14 protein-coding genes are annotated in these 14089 nt (G+C 70.7%); 6 read left to right on the forward strand and 8 right to left on the reverse strand.

Annotated elements, in window-relative coordinates:
* The first annotated feature begins 22 nt into the window (after positions 1–22).
* Positions 23–487, forward strand: a complete 465-nt coding sequence (locus tag RWN05_RS12610) for a carboxymuconolactone decarboxylase family protein (protein ID WP_079002614.1) — start codon at positions 23–25, stop codon at positions 485–487.
* Between the two features lie 6 nt (positions 488–493).
* Here the strand turns inward: RWN05_RS12610 and RWN05_RS12615 are convergent, their stop codons facing one another.
* From RWN05_RS12615 to RWN05_RS12640, 6 genes are all read right to left on the reverse strand, one after another.
* Positions 494–679: a hypothetical protein gene (locus RWN05_RS12615; protein ID WP_079002613.1), complete on the reverse strand. Its 186-nt coding sequence runs from the start codon at positions 677–679 to the stop codon at positions 494–496.
* Positions 680–717: 38 nt separating this feature from the next.
* Positions 718–1521 (reverse strand): ABC transporter ATP-binding protein, encoded by an 804-nt coding sequence (locus tag RWN05_RS12620; RefSeq protein ID WP_071260675.1) that lies wholly within the window; start codon positions 1519–1521, stop codon positions 718–720.
* Between the two features lie 34 nt (positions 1522–1555).
* Positions 1556–2608 (reverse strand): iron chelate uptake ABC transporter family permease subunit, encoded by a 1053-nt coding sequence (locus RWN05_RS12625; RefSeq protein ID WP_314139752.1) that lies wholly within the window; start codon positions 2606–2608, stop codon positions 1556–1558.
* Positions 2605–3648, reverse strand: coding sequence for an iron ABC transporter permease (locus RWN05_RS12630; RefSeq protein ID WP_254773596.1), 1044 nt, complete (start codon positions 3646–3648; stop codon positions 2605–2607). Before RWN05_RS12630 ends, RWN05_RS12625 begins: the two co-directional genes overlap by 4 nt.
* A complete protein-coding gene (locus RWN05_RS12635) occupies positions 3648–4673 on the reverse strand; it encodes an iron-siderophore ABC transporter substrate-binding protein (RefSeq protein WP_314139753.1) in 1026 nt (341 codons plus the stop codon). The genes RWN05_RS12630 and RWN05_RS12635 overlap by 1 nt, the downstream gene beginning before the upstream one ends.
* A 239-nt stretch (positions 4674–4912) precedes the next feature.
* Positions 4913–5740 carry an AraC family transcriptional regulator gene (locus tag RWN05_RS12640; protein ID WP_071260670.1) on the reverse strand — a complete coding sequence of 276 codons (828 nt, stop codon included), beginning with the start codon at positions 5738–5740 and terminating at the stop codon, positions 4913–4915.
* Positions 5741–5862: 122 nt separating this feature from the next.
* Between RWN05_RS12640 and RWN05_RS12645 the strand changes: the two genes are divergently transcribed.
* From RWN05_RS12645 to RWN05_RS12655, 3 genes are read left to right on the forward strand one after another with little or no spacing between them, the layout of a single operon-like run.
* Positions 5863–6540 carry a response regulator transcription factor gene (locus RWN05_RS12645; protein ID WP_064295445.1) on the forward strand — a complete coding sequence of 226 codons (678 nt, stop codon included), beginning with the start codon at positions 5863–5865 and terminating at the stop codon, positions 6538–6540.
* Positions 6533–7891, forward strand: a complete 1359-nt coding sequence (locus RWN05_RS12650) for a HAMP domain-containing sensor histidine kinase (RefSeq protein ID WP_314139755.1) — start codon at positions 6533–6535, stop codon at positions 7889–7891. Before RWN05_RS12645 ends, RWN05_RS12650 begins: the two co-directional genes overlap by 8 nt.
* 57 nt (positions 7892–7948) lie before the next feature.
* Positions 7949–8512 carry a hypothetical protein gene (locus RWN05_RS12655; RefSeq protein WP_079002608.1) on the forward strand — a complete coding sequence of 188 codons (564 nt, stop codon included), beginning with the start codon at positions 7949–7951 and terminating at the stop codon, positions 8510–8512.
* An 84-nt stretch (positions 8513–8596) separates the two neighbouring features.
* Here RWN05_RS12655 and RWN05_RS12660 read toward each other — a convergent pair whose 3' ends face one another.
* Together RWN05_RS12660 and RWN05_RS12665 are read right to left on the reverse strand one after the other, a co-directional pair.
* Entirely contained in the window at positions 8597–10435 is a 1839-nt protein-coding gene (locus RWN05_RS12660; RefSeq protein WP_079002607.1) for a DEAD/DEAH box helicase, read from the reverse strand.
* 92 nt (positions 10436–10527) lie between these two features.
* On the reverse strand, positions 10528–11364 hold the full coding sequence (locus RWN05_RS12665; protein ID WP_314139757.1) for a DUF1206 domain-containing protein: 837 nt from the start codon (positions 11362–11364) through the stop codon (positions 10528–10530).
* Positions 11365–11480: 116 nt separating this feature from the next.
* Here RWN05_RS12665 and RWN05_RS12670 point away from each other — a divergent pair, with 116 nt between their 5' ends.
* Both RWN05_RS12670 and RWN05_RS12675 read left to right on the forward strand, forming a co-directional pair.
* Positions 11481–12413: an alpha/beta hydrolase gene (locus RWN05_RS12670; RefSeq protein ID WP_314139758.1), complete on the forward strand. Its 933-nt coding sequence runs from the start codon at positions 11481–11483 to the stop codon at positions 12411–12413.
* 173 nt (positions 12414–12586) lie between these two features.
* Complete coding sequence (locus tag RWN05_RS12675; protein WP_314139759.1) at positions 12587–14068, forward strand: MFS transporter; 1482 nt, start codon at positions 12587–12589, stop codon at positions 14066–14068.
* Positions 14069–14089 lie beyond the last annotated feature (21 nt).

Raw genomic sequence — 14089 nt, forward strand, 5'->3', positions numbered from 1 at the left:
GCCCAGTGACGAGAGGAACCCCATGAGCGCCGACGTCTGGCTCGACAAGGAATCACCCGAGGTCTATCAGGCGCTCGTCGAGACCGGACGCGCCGCGGGTCGAGCGGCCCTCGCCACCGGCGTCGACAAGCGGCTCATCGAGCTGATCCGGATCCGGGCCTCGCAGATCAACGGTTGCGCGTACTGCCTGCGCATCCACGTCGCCGATGCGATCGCGCTCGGCGAGACCACGGAACGCCTCGCCATCCTGTCCGCCTGGCGCGACAGCGAGTACTTCAGCCCGGTGGAGCAGGCAGCCCTCGCGATCACCGAGGACGTCACCCTCATCGCGGACGTGCAACATCGCCGGCGACTGCCGGACGACGACCTGTCGACGCTCACGAACGGTCAGATCGCCGCCGTCCGATGGCTGGCGATCGTCATCAACGCCTTCAACCGCGTCTCGATCACGAGCCACTACCCGGTGCGCCCGGAGCAGGCGGACTGACGGCGGTCAGTCCTTCTGACGTCTCGCGCCGCGGAACCACGCTGCGACGCGGGTGCCCAGCCCGTCGGAGTACTCGTTCGAGAGGTCGAGCGTCTCCTGGCCGAGATCGCCACCGTTCCTGATCGACTCGAGCGCACGCAGTGCCCGGGCCTCCTGCTCGGCGGCTCGCTTCCGGCGGTCCTCATCACCCATGCGCCCAGCCTAGACGCGGTCGGCGGTGACGCCCCTGTTCACACCGTCACGTGGTGACGGCCGATCGGCAGCATGAGCGGCCTGCCCGAGGTCGGATCGGTGATGACCTGGTTCTGCAGTCCGAACACCGCGCGCACCGTCGACTCCGTCAGCACCTCGTGGGGTGTCCCCGCCGCATGGACGCGGCCGCCGGCGAGGGCGATGAGGTGGTCGGCGTATCGTGCGGCGAGGTTCAGGTCGTGGAGCACCATGACGATGGTCGTCCCGCGCGAACGGTTGAGGTCGGTGAGGAGGTCGAGCACCTCCACCTGGTGGCTCACATCGAGGAAGGTGGTCGGTTCGTCGAGGAGGAGCAGGTCGGTCTGCTGCGCGAGCGCCATCGCGATCCACACGCGCTGACGCTGTCCGCCGGACAGCTCGTCGACGTGCCGGTCCGCGAGCTCGCTCGTCTCGGTGGCGTCGAGGGCTGCGGCGACAGCGACGTCGTCCTCGGTGCTCCAGCGCGAGAGGAAGCCCTGGTGCGGGTGCCTGCCCCGGCCGACGAGGTCGGCGACCGTGATCCCCTCCGGCGCGATGGGCGACTGCGGGAGCAGGCCGAGCGTGCGTGCCAGCTGCTTCGCCGGCAGTCGGTGCACGTCCTTGCCGTCGAGGACGACGCGGCCGCTCCGAGGCGTCAGCAGGCGGGACATCGATCGCAGCAGCGTCGACTTGCCGCAGGCGTTCGCGCCGACGATCGCCGTCACCCGACCGGGCGGAACGAGGAGGTCGAGTCCGTCGATGACGGTCCGGTCGCCGTAGCCGAGTGCGAGTCGCTCGACGAGGAGCTGGTGTTCCGTGGTCACAGGGTGCCTCCGGGATGGTCGGGCGGCGTGCCGGTCACAGCGAGCCACCGGCGCGGTTGGTGCGGATGATGAGCCAGATGAGGAACGGTGCCCCGAGCACCCCGGTCACGACGCCGACGGGGTAGCGTGCGCCGAGGAGGTACTGCCCGGTGAGATCGGCCACGAGGACGAGGAGGGCGCCCACGAGCGCGGCGGGCACGAGCATCGACCCGCCGCGGCCGACGATCCGCGAGGCGATGGGGCCGGAGAGGAACGCGACGAACGCGATGGGACCCGACGCCGCGGTCGCGAACGCGATCAGCCCGACGGCCGCGACGATGATGATCAACCGGGTCCGGTCGACGCGGACGCCGAGCGCGGCGGCGGTGTCGTCGCCGAGCTGAGTCGCGGCGAGGTCCCTGGACTGGGCGAGGAGGACGGGGCCGAGCACGAGCAGTGCCACGACGACCGGACCGAGCTGCGACCAGCTCGTCCCGTTGAGACTGCCGGTCAGCCACCGGGTGGCCTCCTGCAGGTCCCACTGGGCCGCCCGCGACAGGATGTACGTCGTGACGCTGTCGAGCATGGCGGCGACACCGATGCCGATCAGGATGAGTCGGGTTCCGGCGACGCCGCCGCGGTAGGCCAGGACGTAGACGAGGACCGCCACCGCAAGGCCGACGACGATGGCGAAGACCGACACCTCGGTCGCGCCGAGCGAGAGGGTGACGATCGCGAAGGCGGCGGCTGCGCTCGACCCGGCGCTGATGCCGACGATGTCCGGGCTCGCGAGGGGGTTCCGGAGCATCGTCTGGAAGGTGACGCCGGCCAGGCCGAACGAGGCGCCGGCGACGACCGCGAGGACCGCCCGGGGGAGCCGCAACCGTCCGACGGCGAAGGAGGCGCCCGGCACGTCGTGACCGAGGATGACGCGCACGACGTCGCTCGGCGGATAGAAGGTGTTGCCCACCATCAGCGAGATCAGGAAGACCGCGACGATGAGCGCGGCGAGGGCGGTCATGACGGCGACCCGGCGACGACGGCGCACCCGGCGTCCGCCGACGACGCGGTCGATGGTCGAGGGCGTCTGCTCGTCGACGCCGGTCACAGGGCGCTCACCTTCTGGCGTCGGACGATCGCGATGAAGATCGGTGCGCCGATCAGCGCGGTGATGATGCCCACGTCGATCTCCGCGGGGCGGGCCACGATGCGGCCGAGGACGTCGGCGACGGTGAGGAGGATCGCCCCGACGACGGCGGAGAAGGGGAGGAGCCACCGGTGGTCGACGCCGACGATGAGCCGACAGGCGTGCGGTACGACGAGCCCGACGAAGCCGATGGGACCGGTGACCGCGGTCGCCGCCCCGCAGAGCACCACCGAACCGAGGGCCGCCGCACCGCGTGCGATGGCGACCCGTTCGCCGAGGCCGGCGGCGAGGTCGTCGCCGAGTGCGAGGGAGTTGAGGCCGCGGGCCGACAGCAGGCAGACGAGGAACCCGACGACGAGGAACGGGAGGACCTGCTCGAGCTGGACGACGGTGGCGCCACCGACGCCCCCGATCTGCCAGGACCGCACACTGCTCGCGATGTCGCCGCGGGGCAGCACGACGGCGGTGATGACGGAGGCGAGGGCGGCCGACGTCGCGGCCCCGGCGAGGGCGAGCTTGAGCGGGGTCGCGCCACCGCGGCCGAGCGAGCCGACCGTGTACACGAAGACCGCCGTGGCTCCGGCACCGATGATCGCGACCCAGACGGTGGTGTTCGCCGCTGCGAGCCCGAAGTAGGCGAGACCGGTCACGACGGCGAGGGAGGCGCCGAGGTTGATCCCGAGGATGCCCGGGTCGGCGAGGGGGTTGCGGGTCACGCCCTGCATGACGGCGCCGGAGACACCGAGCGCCGCACCGGCCACGACCGCCAGGAGCGTGCGTGGGATCCGCTTGGCCACCGCCGCCTGGTCGAAGCCGTCCACGCCACCCGCGAAGGCACCGAGGACCGCCGACCAGTCGACGTCGCGCGAGCCGATCGTCACGGAACCGACCATCGCGGCGAGGAGGACGAGGGCTGCGACGAGGAGCCAGAGCCCACGAACCCGCCTCGGGCGTCGCACGACGGCGACACCCGAGGCGGGTGGGGTGGCGGTGCCGGTGATCACGCCGCCTGGTCAGCCGCCTGCGCGAGCAGCTTCAGGTAGTCGTCCAGGATCCAGGAGATCGAGAGCGGCGTCGGGTTGGCGGCGGTTCCGAGGGGGCTGGTGCCGGGGAGGCCGACGATGGCGCGGTTCGCGACCGCGGGCATCTGCGACAGCAGCGGGTCGGCCTCGAGCGCCGCGATGAGCTCGTCGCCACCGTACGTCACGATGATGTCGACGTCGCTGAACGCGTCGGCCTGTTCGGCGCTCTGCGTGAGGGAGAACGACTCGGTCTCGGCGGAGGCCGCCGCGACGCTCTCGGGGAACGCGAGGCCGAGGTCCTCGAAGAACGCGGTGCGGGTGTCGTGGGTCGTGTAGTAGCTGACCTCGCTGAGGTCACTGGTGTCGACGTGGGTGAGGAACATCGCGGTCTTGCCCTCGAGCTGCGGGTACGCCGCCGCCGCGTCGCTGATCTCGTCTTCGAGCTGCGTCACGAGTGCTTCGCCCTCGTCAGCCATGCCCATCGCCTCGCTGTTGAACAGGATGGTGTCGCGCCAGGACGTGCCCCAGGCGGTCTCCGGGTAGGCCACGACGGGGGCGATCTCGGTGAGGGTGTCGTAGTCCTCCTGGGTGAGCCCCGAGTATGCGGCGAGGATGACGTCGGGGTTCGTGTCGGCGACGGCTTCGAAGTCGATCCCGTCGGTCTCGTCGAAGAGCACCGGGGTCTCGGCGTCGAGCGCTTCGAGCTTCTCCTCGACCCAGGGGAGCATCCCGTCGCCGTCGTCGTCACCGAAGTTCGCAGCGGCCATCCCGACGGGCACGACGCCGAGGGCCAGTGGCACCTCGTGGTTCGCCCAGTTCACGGTGGCGACGCGCTCCGGCTTGGCGTCGATCGTCGTGGTGCCGAGGGCGTGCTCGATCGTGATCGGCGTGAAGCCGTCGCTGCTGCCGGTGCCTTCGTCGGCCGACGACGACGAGCAGGCCGCGAGGCCGATGGTGAGGAACGCCGCCGCGGAGAGGGCGATGAGACGTGGTGCGCGCTGCATGGGGTCCTTTCGGGTGCTGCTGGCTGACACCTGCGTGCGGGCACGACGAACGACGGCGCCGGAGGACGTCGTCGAGGGGTCGGGTATGGCGACCGTGAGCGGCCGGCATCATGCACGAGGAGAAGGCGATGAAGGGTTGCCTAACCAAAGTTAGCTGGCAACCGATCCTGGCGCAATCGAGCGGATCCGACGTGTTCCTTCGCGAATCGGACAACCGATCGCGGATCCACCGATCCGTCCTAGCGGTTCCGGAATCGCCCGGGGCTCATGCCGGTGACGCGGCGGAACGCGGTCCCGAACGCCGTCGACGAGCGGTACCCGACGGCGGTCGAGACCTCGTCGATGCTGTCACCCGCCGTGAGCCGGGTGATCGCGTGCTGGGCACGGGCGGCGGCGACCCAGCGGGTGAACCCCAACCCGGTCTCTGATTCGAAGGCGCGCGTCACCGTCCGGGTGCTCACGCCCAATCGGGTGGCCCAGTCGACGAGCGAGGTCGTGTCGGACGGGTCGATGCGTATGCGCTCGGCGATGGGTGCCAGGAGCGCCGACCGGGGGACTCGGAGGAGCAGCTCGTGCTCGGCCGGCTCCAGCACGTCGACGATGGCGGCCTCGGTGGTGGCACGCGCGCGGTCCTCGAGCTCGGCGTCGCTGAGCCGATCGAGCAGGAGACGCAGCAGAGGCGTCACCTCCACCGCGGTCGGCTGCTCGGAGATCGTGGGGACGCGATCGACACTGAACATCGCGGCCCGCTGCCAGGTGCCCGCCGGGGTCCATCCGGTGTGGCGGACACCGGCAGGGATCCAGAGACCGTGGTGCGGGGTGACGGTCCAGACACGCTCGTCGACGCTCGCGGTGGATGCGCCGCGATCGTTCCACAGGAGCTCGTGCGTGGGGTGGGAGTGCTCGTCCCAGTGCGTGTCCCGCGCGATCCGCTCGGTGTTGCCGCGGATGACGAAGGGCACGGGGATCGCGCCGGCCTCGTAGAGGGGGAGTCGGCGGCGCGCCGGAGCCGTGTCCGTCGCGTCGAGGGACTGCTCCCACGGGTCGGCGGCGGCGGGGACTGGCACCGCTCCAGCGTACGGGGGTCCGCGCCGGACCGTCCCGCTTCAGCACTGCTTCAGCTCGTCCGCGCCAGACTGGGACGCGCCGCTCGACCGTCGACCGGCACGGAGCCTGGAGGTTGCACCGGATGCGGATACTCGTCGTGGACGATGAGGTGCGACTCGCCGACGGTGTTCGGAGAGGGCTCGAGGCGGAGGGCTTCGCGGTCGACGTCGCTGCGAACGGTGTCGACGGCCTGTGGATGGCCGGCGAGCATCGCTACGACGCCATCATCCTCGACATCATGATGCCGGGCCTCAGCGGCTACCGCGTCTGTCAGCAGCTCCGCGACGCGGGTGACTGGACCCCGATCCTCATGCTCACGGCGAAGGACGGCGACTGGGACCAGGTCGAGGCCCTCGACACCGGTGCCGACGACTTCCTCAGCAAACCGTTCTCTTTCGCGGTGCTCGTCGCGCGGATCCGCTCACTCGTCCGGCGTGGATCGCGGGAGCGGCCGACGGTGCTCGAGGTCGGCGAACTGCGGCTCGACCCGGCGTCGAAGCAGGTCCACCGGGGCGACGTCCCGATCGACCTGACCTCGCGCGAGTTCGCGGTCCTCGAGTTCCTCATGCGACGCGGGGGCGAGGTGGTGTCGAAACGCGAGGTCCTGCAGAACGTCTGGGACGACGATTTCGAGGGCGACCCCAACATCGTCGAGGTCTACGTCGGTCACCTCCGGAACAAGGTGGACCGCCCCTTCGAGCGTGCTTCGATCGAGACCGTGCGCGGGTTCGGATACCGGTTGGCGGGCGGGCGTGGCTGACGGCGGGCAGCACGGAGCGGTCGCGCTCCGGCGGCGGCCGTGGCGCTCCGTCCGAGCCCGCGCGGCACTCGGATCGGTGCTCGCGGTCGGAGTCTTCCTCGGGGTCGGCTCCGTGGCGTTCGTCGGCCTGTTCTCCGCGGCGCTGCGTTCCGGCGTCGAACAGAGCGCCTCGGCCGAGGCGGAGAGCGTCTCGGCACAGCTCGTCGCGGCCGACGCGACGACGCTGCCCGAGGACGACGGTCGACTCCTGGTGCTCGTCGAGGACGGACGTGTCGTGGACCGGACGGACGACGAGATCGAGCTCCCGACGCCGATCCCGGACGGTGACGTGTTCGTCTCGGTCGTCGACGACGAGCCGGTGGTGTTCGCCAGTGAGGACGTCGACGTCGACGGCCGTGACCTCGTCGTCCTCGCGGGCCGTTCCCTCGAGGAGACCGACGACGCCGTCGGACTCGTGTCGATGCTCCTCCTCATCGCGGTGCCCGTGCTCGTCGCCCTCGTCGGCGGCCTGACCTGGCTGCTCGTCGGGCGTGCGCTGGCGCCGGTGGAACGCATCCGCCGTGAGGTCTCGGAACTGGGGGCCGGCGAACTGCATCGACGGATCGAGGTCCCGGCCACGGGCGACGAGATCGGTCGCCTCGCCGGGACGATGAACGGCATGCTCGAGCGGCTCGAGGACGCCCAGACGGCGCAGCGGCGGTTCGTGTCGGACGCCTCCCACGAGCTCCGCTCACCGCTTGCGGTGATCAGGCAGTACGCCGAGGTTGCGGCGCTCCACCCGGACCGGGTCGATCCGGCCGAGCTGTCCTCGACGGTCCTCGAGGAGGGTGCCAGGATGCAGGGGCTCGTCGAGTCGCTCCTGCTCCTCGCGAAGCTCGACGAAGGGGCGGTGGGCACCGGGCGGCGCACGGTCGACGTCGACGACCTCCTGTTGGCGGAGGCCGCTCGCCTTCGGTCTGCAGGCGGACTGCGTGTCGAGTCCGCGGCCGTCGCGGCGGCGAGGGTCGACGGCGACGACGTCCTGCTCGCCCGGGTGGTGCGGAACCTCGTCGACAACGCCGTCCGGCACGCGCGCTCCGTGGTCCGACTGGGATCCGCCACCGATGGTCGGTTCGTCAGGATCTCCGTGGAGGACGACGGCCCCGGCGTGCCGGTCGAGTCCCGCGCACACGTGTTCGAACGGTTCGTCCGCCTCGACGAGAGCCGTTCGCGTGACGCCGGCGGTTCGGGCCTGGGCCTGGCGATCGTGGCCGACGTCGTGCGGCTGCACGGTGGGTCGATCGAACTCGTCGACAGCGCGCTCGGCGGTGCGGCGTTCATCGTCACGCTCCCGGCGTCGTCCGCTTCCTGAACGCGGCTTCAGCTCGCTTCAGGTCCGCTTCAGCGCTCCTCGGACAGTCTGGGGCACATGAACGAGAACACCGCCTCCCAGCCCACCGATCGTACGCAGGACACCGCAGCCACCGAGCGCATCGAGCCCATCGACCGTGTCGAGACGACCGATCACACCGCCATCCCCGCGACCCCGGCGACCTCCGGGAAGCCGGCCTTCTGGCGCCGGAAGCCCGTGTGGATCACCGCGATCGTCGTCGGGGCCCTCGCCCTCGGTGGAGCCGGTGCCGCCTACGCCGTGGACGAGTTCGGCGACGCCGACGACGACCGCGTCACGGCGGCGTCGAACACCGACCGCGACGGTGGCACCGCCGTCGACGACGGTGACACCACGGCGGCGACCGACGACCGCGACGCCCGTGACGCCGACGACGTGCCGCTGACCGACACCGAGTTCGACGCGGCCTCGAAGGCGGCGCTCGCGGAGGCGAAGGGCGGTACCGTGACCGACGTCGACCGCAGCGACGACCCCGGCGAGGCGTTCGAGGTCGACGTCCTCCTCGAGAACGGCGACGAGCTCGAGATCGCGCTCGACGCGGACTACGCCGTGGTCACGAGCGTGCTCGACCCGCGCGACTGACGGACGCACCCCGCCGGGTGCGGAACGACGAGGGCCGGACGGAATCCCAGGATTCCGTCCGGCTCTCGTCGTGTGTGTGGCGTGCTAGGAACGCGGCTTGCGGTCGTACGAGCCGCCGCCCGTGCCGCCCTCGTCGTCGCGTCGGCGGGCCGGGCCGCCGCGGTCGGGACGGAGCTCGATGAGCTTGCCGCTGATGCGGGTGTTCTCGAGACGGTCGAACACGTCGTTGCCGAGGCTCGCCGGCAGTTCGACGATCGAGAAGTCCGGCTTGATCTGGATCGCGCCGAAGTCCTCGCGCTTCAGGCCACCCTCGTTCGCGAGCGCGCCCACGATCTGACGCGGGTCGACCTTCTGGCGACGACCCACGGCGATGCGGTACGGGGCCATCGGTCCGCTGGACGGGCGGCTGCGACGCTCGGGGCGGTCGCCCTGATCGCCGCGGTCGTTCCGGTCACCGCGGTCGAAGCGCGAGCCGCGGTCACCGGAGTCGCGACGGTCGCGACCGGCGCGGTCGTTGCCACGGTTGGTGTTGTCGAACTCCTCACGACGGCGGCGCTCGTCCTCCGCGGAGAGGAGCAGCGGCGTCTCGCCCTGGGACACGACGGCCAGGGCCGCGGCGACATCGGCCTCGGGGACGTCGTGGTGCGAGACGTAGTGGCCGATGATCTCGCGGAAACGCTCGATGCGCTCGGTCTGGCCGAGCGCTTCGGTGATCGCGTCGTCGAAGCGGGTGAGGCGGGTCGCGTTGACGTCGTCGACGCTCGGCAGCTGCATCTGCGTGAGCGGCTGACGGGTGGCCCGCTCGATGGCTTTCAGCAGGTGGCGCTCGCGCGGTGTGACGAAGCTGATCGCGTCGCCCGTGCGTCCGGCGCGGCCGGTGCGACCGATGCGGTGCACGTAGGACTCGGTGTCGACGGGGATGTCGTAGTTGACGACGTGGCTGATGCGCTCGACGTCGAGACCGCGCGCGGCGACGTCGGTCGCGACGAGGATGTCGAGCTTGCCTGCCTTCAGCTGGTTGACGGTCCGCTCGCGCTGCACCTGGGCGACGTCGCCGTTGATGGCGGCAGCCGAGTAACCGCGTGCGCGGAGCTTCTCGGCGAGCGTCTCGGTCTCGTTCTTCGTGCGCGTGAAGATGATCATCGCGCTGAAGTTCTCGGTCTCGAGGATGCGGGTCAGCGCGTCCACCTTCTGCGGGTAGGAGACCGTCAGGTAGCGCTGCGTGATGCTGGCCGAGGTCGTGGTCTTCGTCTTGACCGTGATCTCTTCCGGGTTGTTCAGGTACTTCGCGGAGATGCGACGGATGGACGACGGCATCGTCGCAGAGAACAGCGCGACCTGCTTGTCCTTCGGGGTGTCGGCCAGGATCGTCTCGACATCCTCGGCGAAGCCCATCTTCAGCATCTCGTCGGCCTCGTCGAGCACGAGGTACTTGAGCTCCGTGAGGTCGAGGGTGCCCTTCTCCAGGTGGTCCATGATGCGACCCGGCGTGCCGACGACGATGTGGACGCCGCGACGGAGGGCCGACAGCTGGACGCCGTAGCCCTGGCCGCCGTAGACGGGCAGGACGTGGACGCCGCGCAGGTGGGTGGCGTACTTCTCGAACGCCTCGCAGACCTGGAGGGCGAGTTCACGGGTCGGTGCGAGGACGAGCGCCTGCGGCGTCTTCTGCGTGATGTCGAGGCGGGACAGGATCGGCAGGGCGAACGCCGCGGTCTTGCCGGTGCCCGTCTGTGCGAGGCCGACGACGTCGCGTCCCTCGAGCAGCAGCGGGATGGTGGCCGCCTGGATGGCGGACGGGGTCTCGTAGCCGACGTCCTTGAGTACCTTGAGCACCGCGTCGTCGAGGCCGAGGTCGGAGAAGGTCTGCGTAGCGCCGGCGGGTTCCGCCTCGGGCTGCGTCGTGGAATCAGAAGACGTCATACTCCTAACGGTAGTCGCAACGCAAGCGTTTGCAGGACATGGTCTGGAGCCGACCGGTCCGCGCCGTCGCCCGGGGCGCCGGCCTCACCGTCCTACAGGCTGCCCCAGCGCGCCCGGGCACCGCAGTAGAGTCCGTAGGCGATGAGCCCGACGCCGACCACGAGCAGGATGACGACGCCGAACGGGAGCGCGGCCAATGCCGAGATGGCACCGTCCATGCCGGAGGCCTTCTCGGGGTCCTGGGTGGCGGCCGCGACGAGGAACAGGATGCCGACGGTGACCAGTGCGATCCCCTTGGCGACCCATCCGATGACGCCGAGGACGACGACGGCACGCTTCGTCGTGCCGGTGGGCGGGTGCACGTCCTCGAGGAACTTCCGCGTGACGCCCTTGAAGACGAAGTAGCCGCCGATGCCGATGACCACGAGGCCGACGACGATGACGACGAACACCCCGCCGGGGGAGGACAGGAGCGTCGCTGTGAGGCCCTGGCTGGACTGCGAGGACTCCTGGCTGCCGCCGAGGGCGAAGGTCAGCGCGGTCGATCCGACGGCGAGATAGGCGATCGCACGTCCGGCGGTCGAGATCCGCTTGCTCCACCGCTTGCGGGTGTCGGATTCGCGCACGAGGAAGGCGGAGATCGCCGTCCAGAGACCGAGGGCGAACAGGCCGACGGCGACGACCCAGATGATGACGATCCCGCCGGGCGTGCCTGCAAGCGTCTTGAGCGCACCCGACTGGTCCGCGTCACCGCCGCCGCCGGATCCACCGCTCGCGCCGGACAGGGCGATGGAGATCGCGATCCCACCGATGAGGACGTGGAGCAGGCCGTTGACGGCGTGGCCGGTGCGGGCGAGGCTACGGAGGGCTGTGCTGTTCTGGGCGGTCCCAGCGGCTTGGTCTGCGGCGGCGCGCGCGTTCTCAGGCATCAGACCACGGTAGCGGCCGGGTATCAGGACCACAGGGGGGTTGCGCGGCGTCGCCACGGTCCGGGGCCGCCCGTCGGACACCGATCCGAGTGGTCCCTCGATTCCGAATGATGCGCATGTCCGTCGATTCCGCTCGTCCTGCCCCGCAGGAGTTCCCTTCCGCCATCTCCGCCGACGCGACCGCGCTCGGACTGGGACGCGTCACGGTCGACACGGGCCTCGGACCGGTCACCGTCCACGCGGGTCGTGAGGCGGGCGGGCCGGCCACGATCCTCCTCCACGGCGCCGCCGGTTCGTGGACGACGTGGTCACCGCTCCTGCGTGCCGACGACGAGCGGGGTGCGGTCGTCGACGACGTCATCGCCGTGGATCTCCCGGGGTGGGGTGCATCGGCACTTCCCGCCGCCGATCCGGTGACGGTCGGAGACCTCTCCACCGCCGTCGCGACCGTCGCCCGCTCGCTCGGCTACCGGTCCTGGCGTCTCGTCGGGCATTCGCTCGGCGGGTTCGTCGCGCTCGATCTCGCCGTCCGTGAACCCGAGGCGACGATCCGGGTCGACCTCGTCTCACCGACGGGGATCGGGGTCGTCGAGGCGATCCGGCAGCCGCTCGGTGGCGGCGCCCGGCTCCCGTGGTTCGCGGGCATGCTCCTCGCGATGCGGATGCTGCAGGCACTCGGCGGACGCGGGCCAGTGCTCGTCCGCGCGCTGAACCGGATCGGTCTGCTCGCACCGCTCATGTCGCCCCTGTTCGGACGACGCCGGGACCTCGACCGCTCGGTCGTCGACGCGCTCGCAGCCGACGTCCGGCCGGCGTCGTTCCTCCTGGCGGCCCGAGCGGCCGCCGCCTACGACCTGCACGTCTGGCGCGGCGTGCGGTGTCCCGTCCGCTGCATGACGGGCGACCGCGACGTCTTCATCGGGCCCGACGATGCAGCCGTCCTCACCGCTCTTGTCCCGGACCTGCGACTGCGCACCCTGCCGGCGACCGGGCACTTCGCGGCGGTGGAACACCCGGAGGCCGTGCTCGATCTCTTCACCTCGGAGTGATCCGCGTTGCCTCACGGGTGCAGCGACGTCGGCATCCGCTATCCTGGTCCTCTGCCCGACTTCGTGGTTGGGGTGGTTGATCGTCCGCACCGTGCTGCACCCGCGCCGTGTGTCGAGCATCGATCTGGGGCTGGAAACCCCCAGCACCCACACCCCTCGCACGGAGGTCCTCCTTGTCTGCATCCGCAGCCACCGCATCGCATCCCACCACAGCACCGTCCGGTTCCCCGGCCCGCCGCTGGTGGGTCCTCGTCGTCCTCGCGATGACGCAGCTCATCGTCGTCCTCGACGGCACGATCGTGAACATCGCCCTTCCGGCAGCGCAGCAGGAGCTCGAGCTGTCCGACACGCAGCGTCAGTGGGTCGTCACGGCCTACGCCCTCGCGTTCGGCGCGCTGTTGCTGCTCGGTGGCCGCATCGCCGACTACTGGGGCCGGAAGCGCACCTACCTGGTCGGCATGGTCGGCTTCGGCGCCGCATCGGCCTTCGGCGGGTTCGCCCAGAGCGGGACCGAACTCATCATCGCGCGCGGCCTGCAGGGCGTGTTCGCCGCACTCATGGCGCCCGCCGCACTCGCGCTCCTCACCGTCACCTTCGCCCACGGCCGCGACCGCAACACGGCCTTCGCCGTCTTCGGTACCGTCGCCGGTGCCGGGGCGGCCGTTGGCCTGATCCTCGGCGGCGTGCTCACCGAGTTCGTCGACTGGCGCTGGTGCCTGCTCGTCAACGTGCCCTTCGTGATCGTCGGACTCATCGCCGGCCTCATCCTCGTGACCGAGAGCAAGGCCGAGGGCGACAACCGCTACGACTGGCTCGGTGCGATCACGGTCATCCTGGGCCTCGGTTCCCTCGTCTACGGCTTCACGCTGGCCGAGGGCGGCTGGGGGAGCGCCGACACCATCGGCTTCCTCGCGCTCGGTGCGGGACTCCTCTCCCTCTTCGTCTTCATCGAGATGCGTGTCGCGCAGCCCCTGCTCCCGCTGCGCATCGTGGCGGACCGGGTCCGCGGCGGTGCCTTCCTCATGCAGATGATCGTCGGCAGCGTCATGATCGGTGCCCTGCTCTACCTGACGTTCCACTTGCAGATCGTGCTCGGCTTCCCGCCGCTCGAGGCGGGCATCGCGACCCTCCCGATGACCGTCGCGATCATGATCGTCGCCCCGATCGCCACGAAGCTCCTGCCGGCCATCGGCCCGCGCCCGCTGCTCATCGTCGGTCCGCTCGTCGCGGCCGCCGCCCTCGTGTACCTCAGCCGCATCACGGCCGACGGCGACTACTTCGTCCAGGTGCTGCCGGCGCTGATCGTGCTCGGGATCGGCATGGCGATGATCTTCGTCCCGATGCAGAACCTCGCGCTGACGGGCGTCGCCCCGCACGACGCCGGTGCGGCCTCCGCCACGGCGAACGCCTCCATGCAGATCGGTGGGTCGATCGGCTTGTCGGTCTTCACCACGGTCTACGCGAGTGTCACCGACCAGGCGACGGTCACGGATCAGGCCTCGCAGCTCGTGGCGTTCACCCAGGGCTACTCGGCGGCGTTCATCGCGGCTGCGGTCGGCCTCGTGATCGCGAGCGTCATCGCCATCGTCTGTATCCGCGGTCGCAAGGAGGACCTCCTGCCCTCGGGCGACCAGCAGGCCGTCCACCTGGGCTGAGCGGGACGGCCCTGCCTCGTC

The sequence above is a fragment of the uncultured Plantibacter sp. genome, from assembly GCF_963518075.1.
Taxonomy (GTDB): domain Bacteria; phylum Actinomycetota; class Actinomycetes; order Actinomycetales; family Microbacteriaceae; genus Plantibacter; species Plantibacter flavus_A.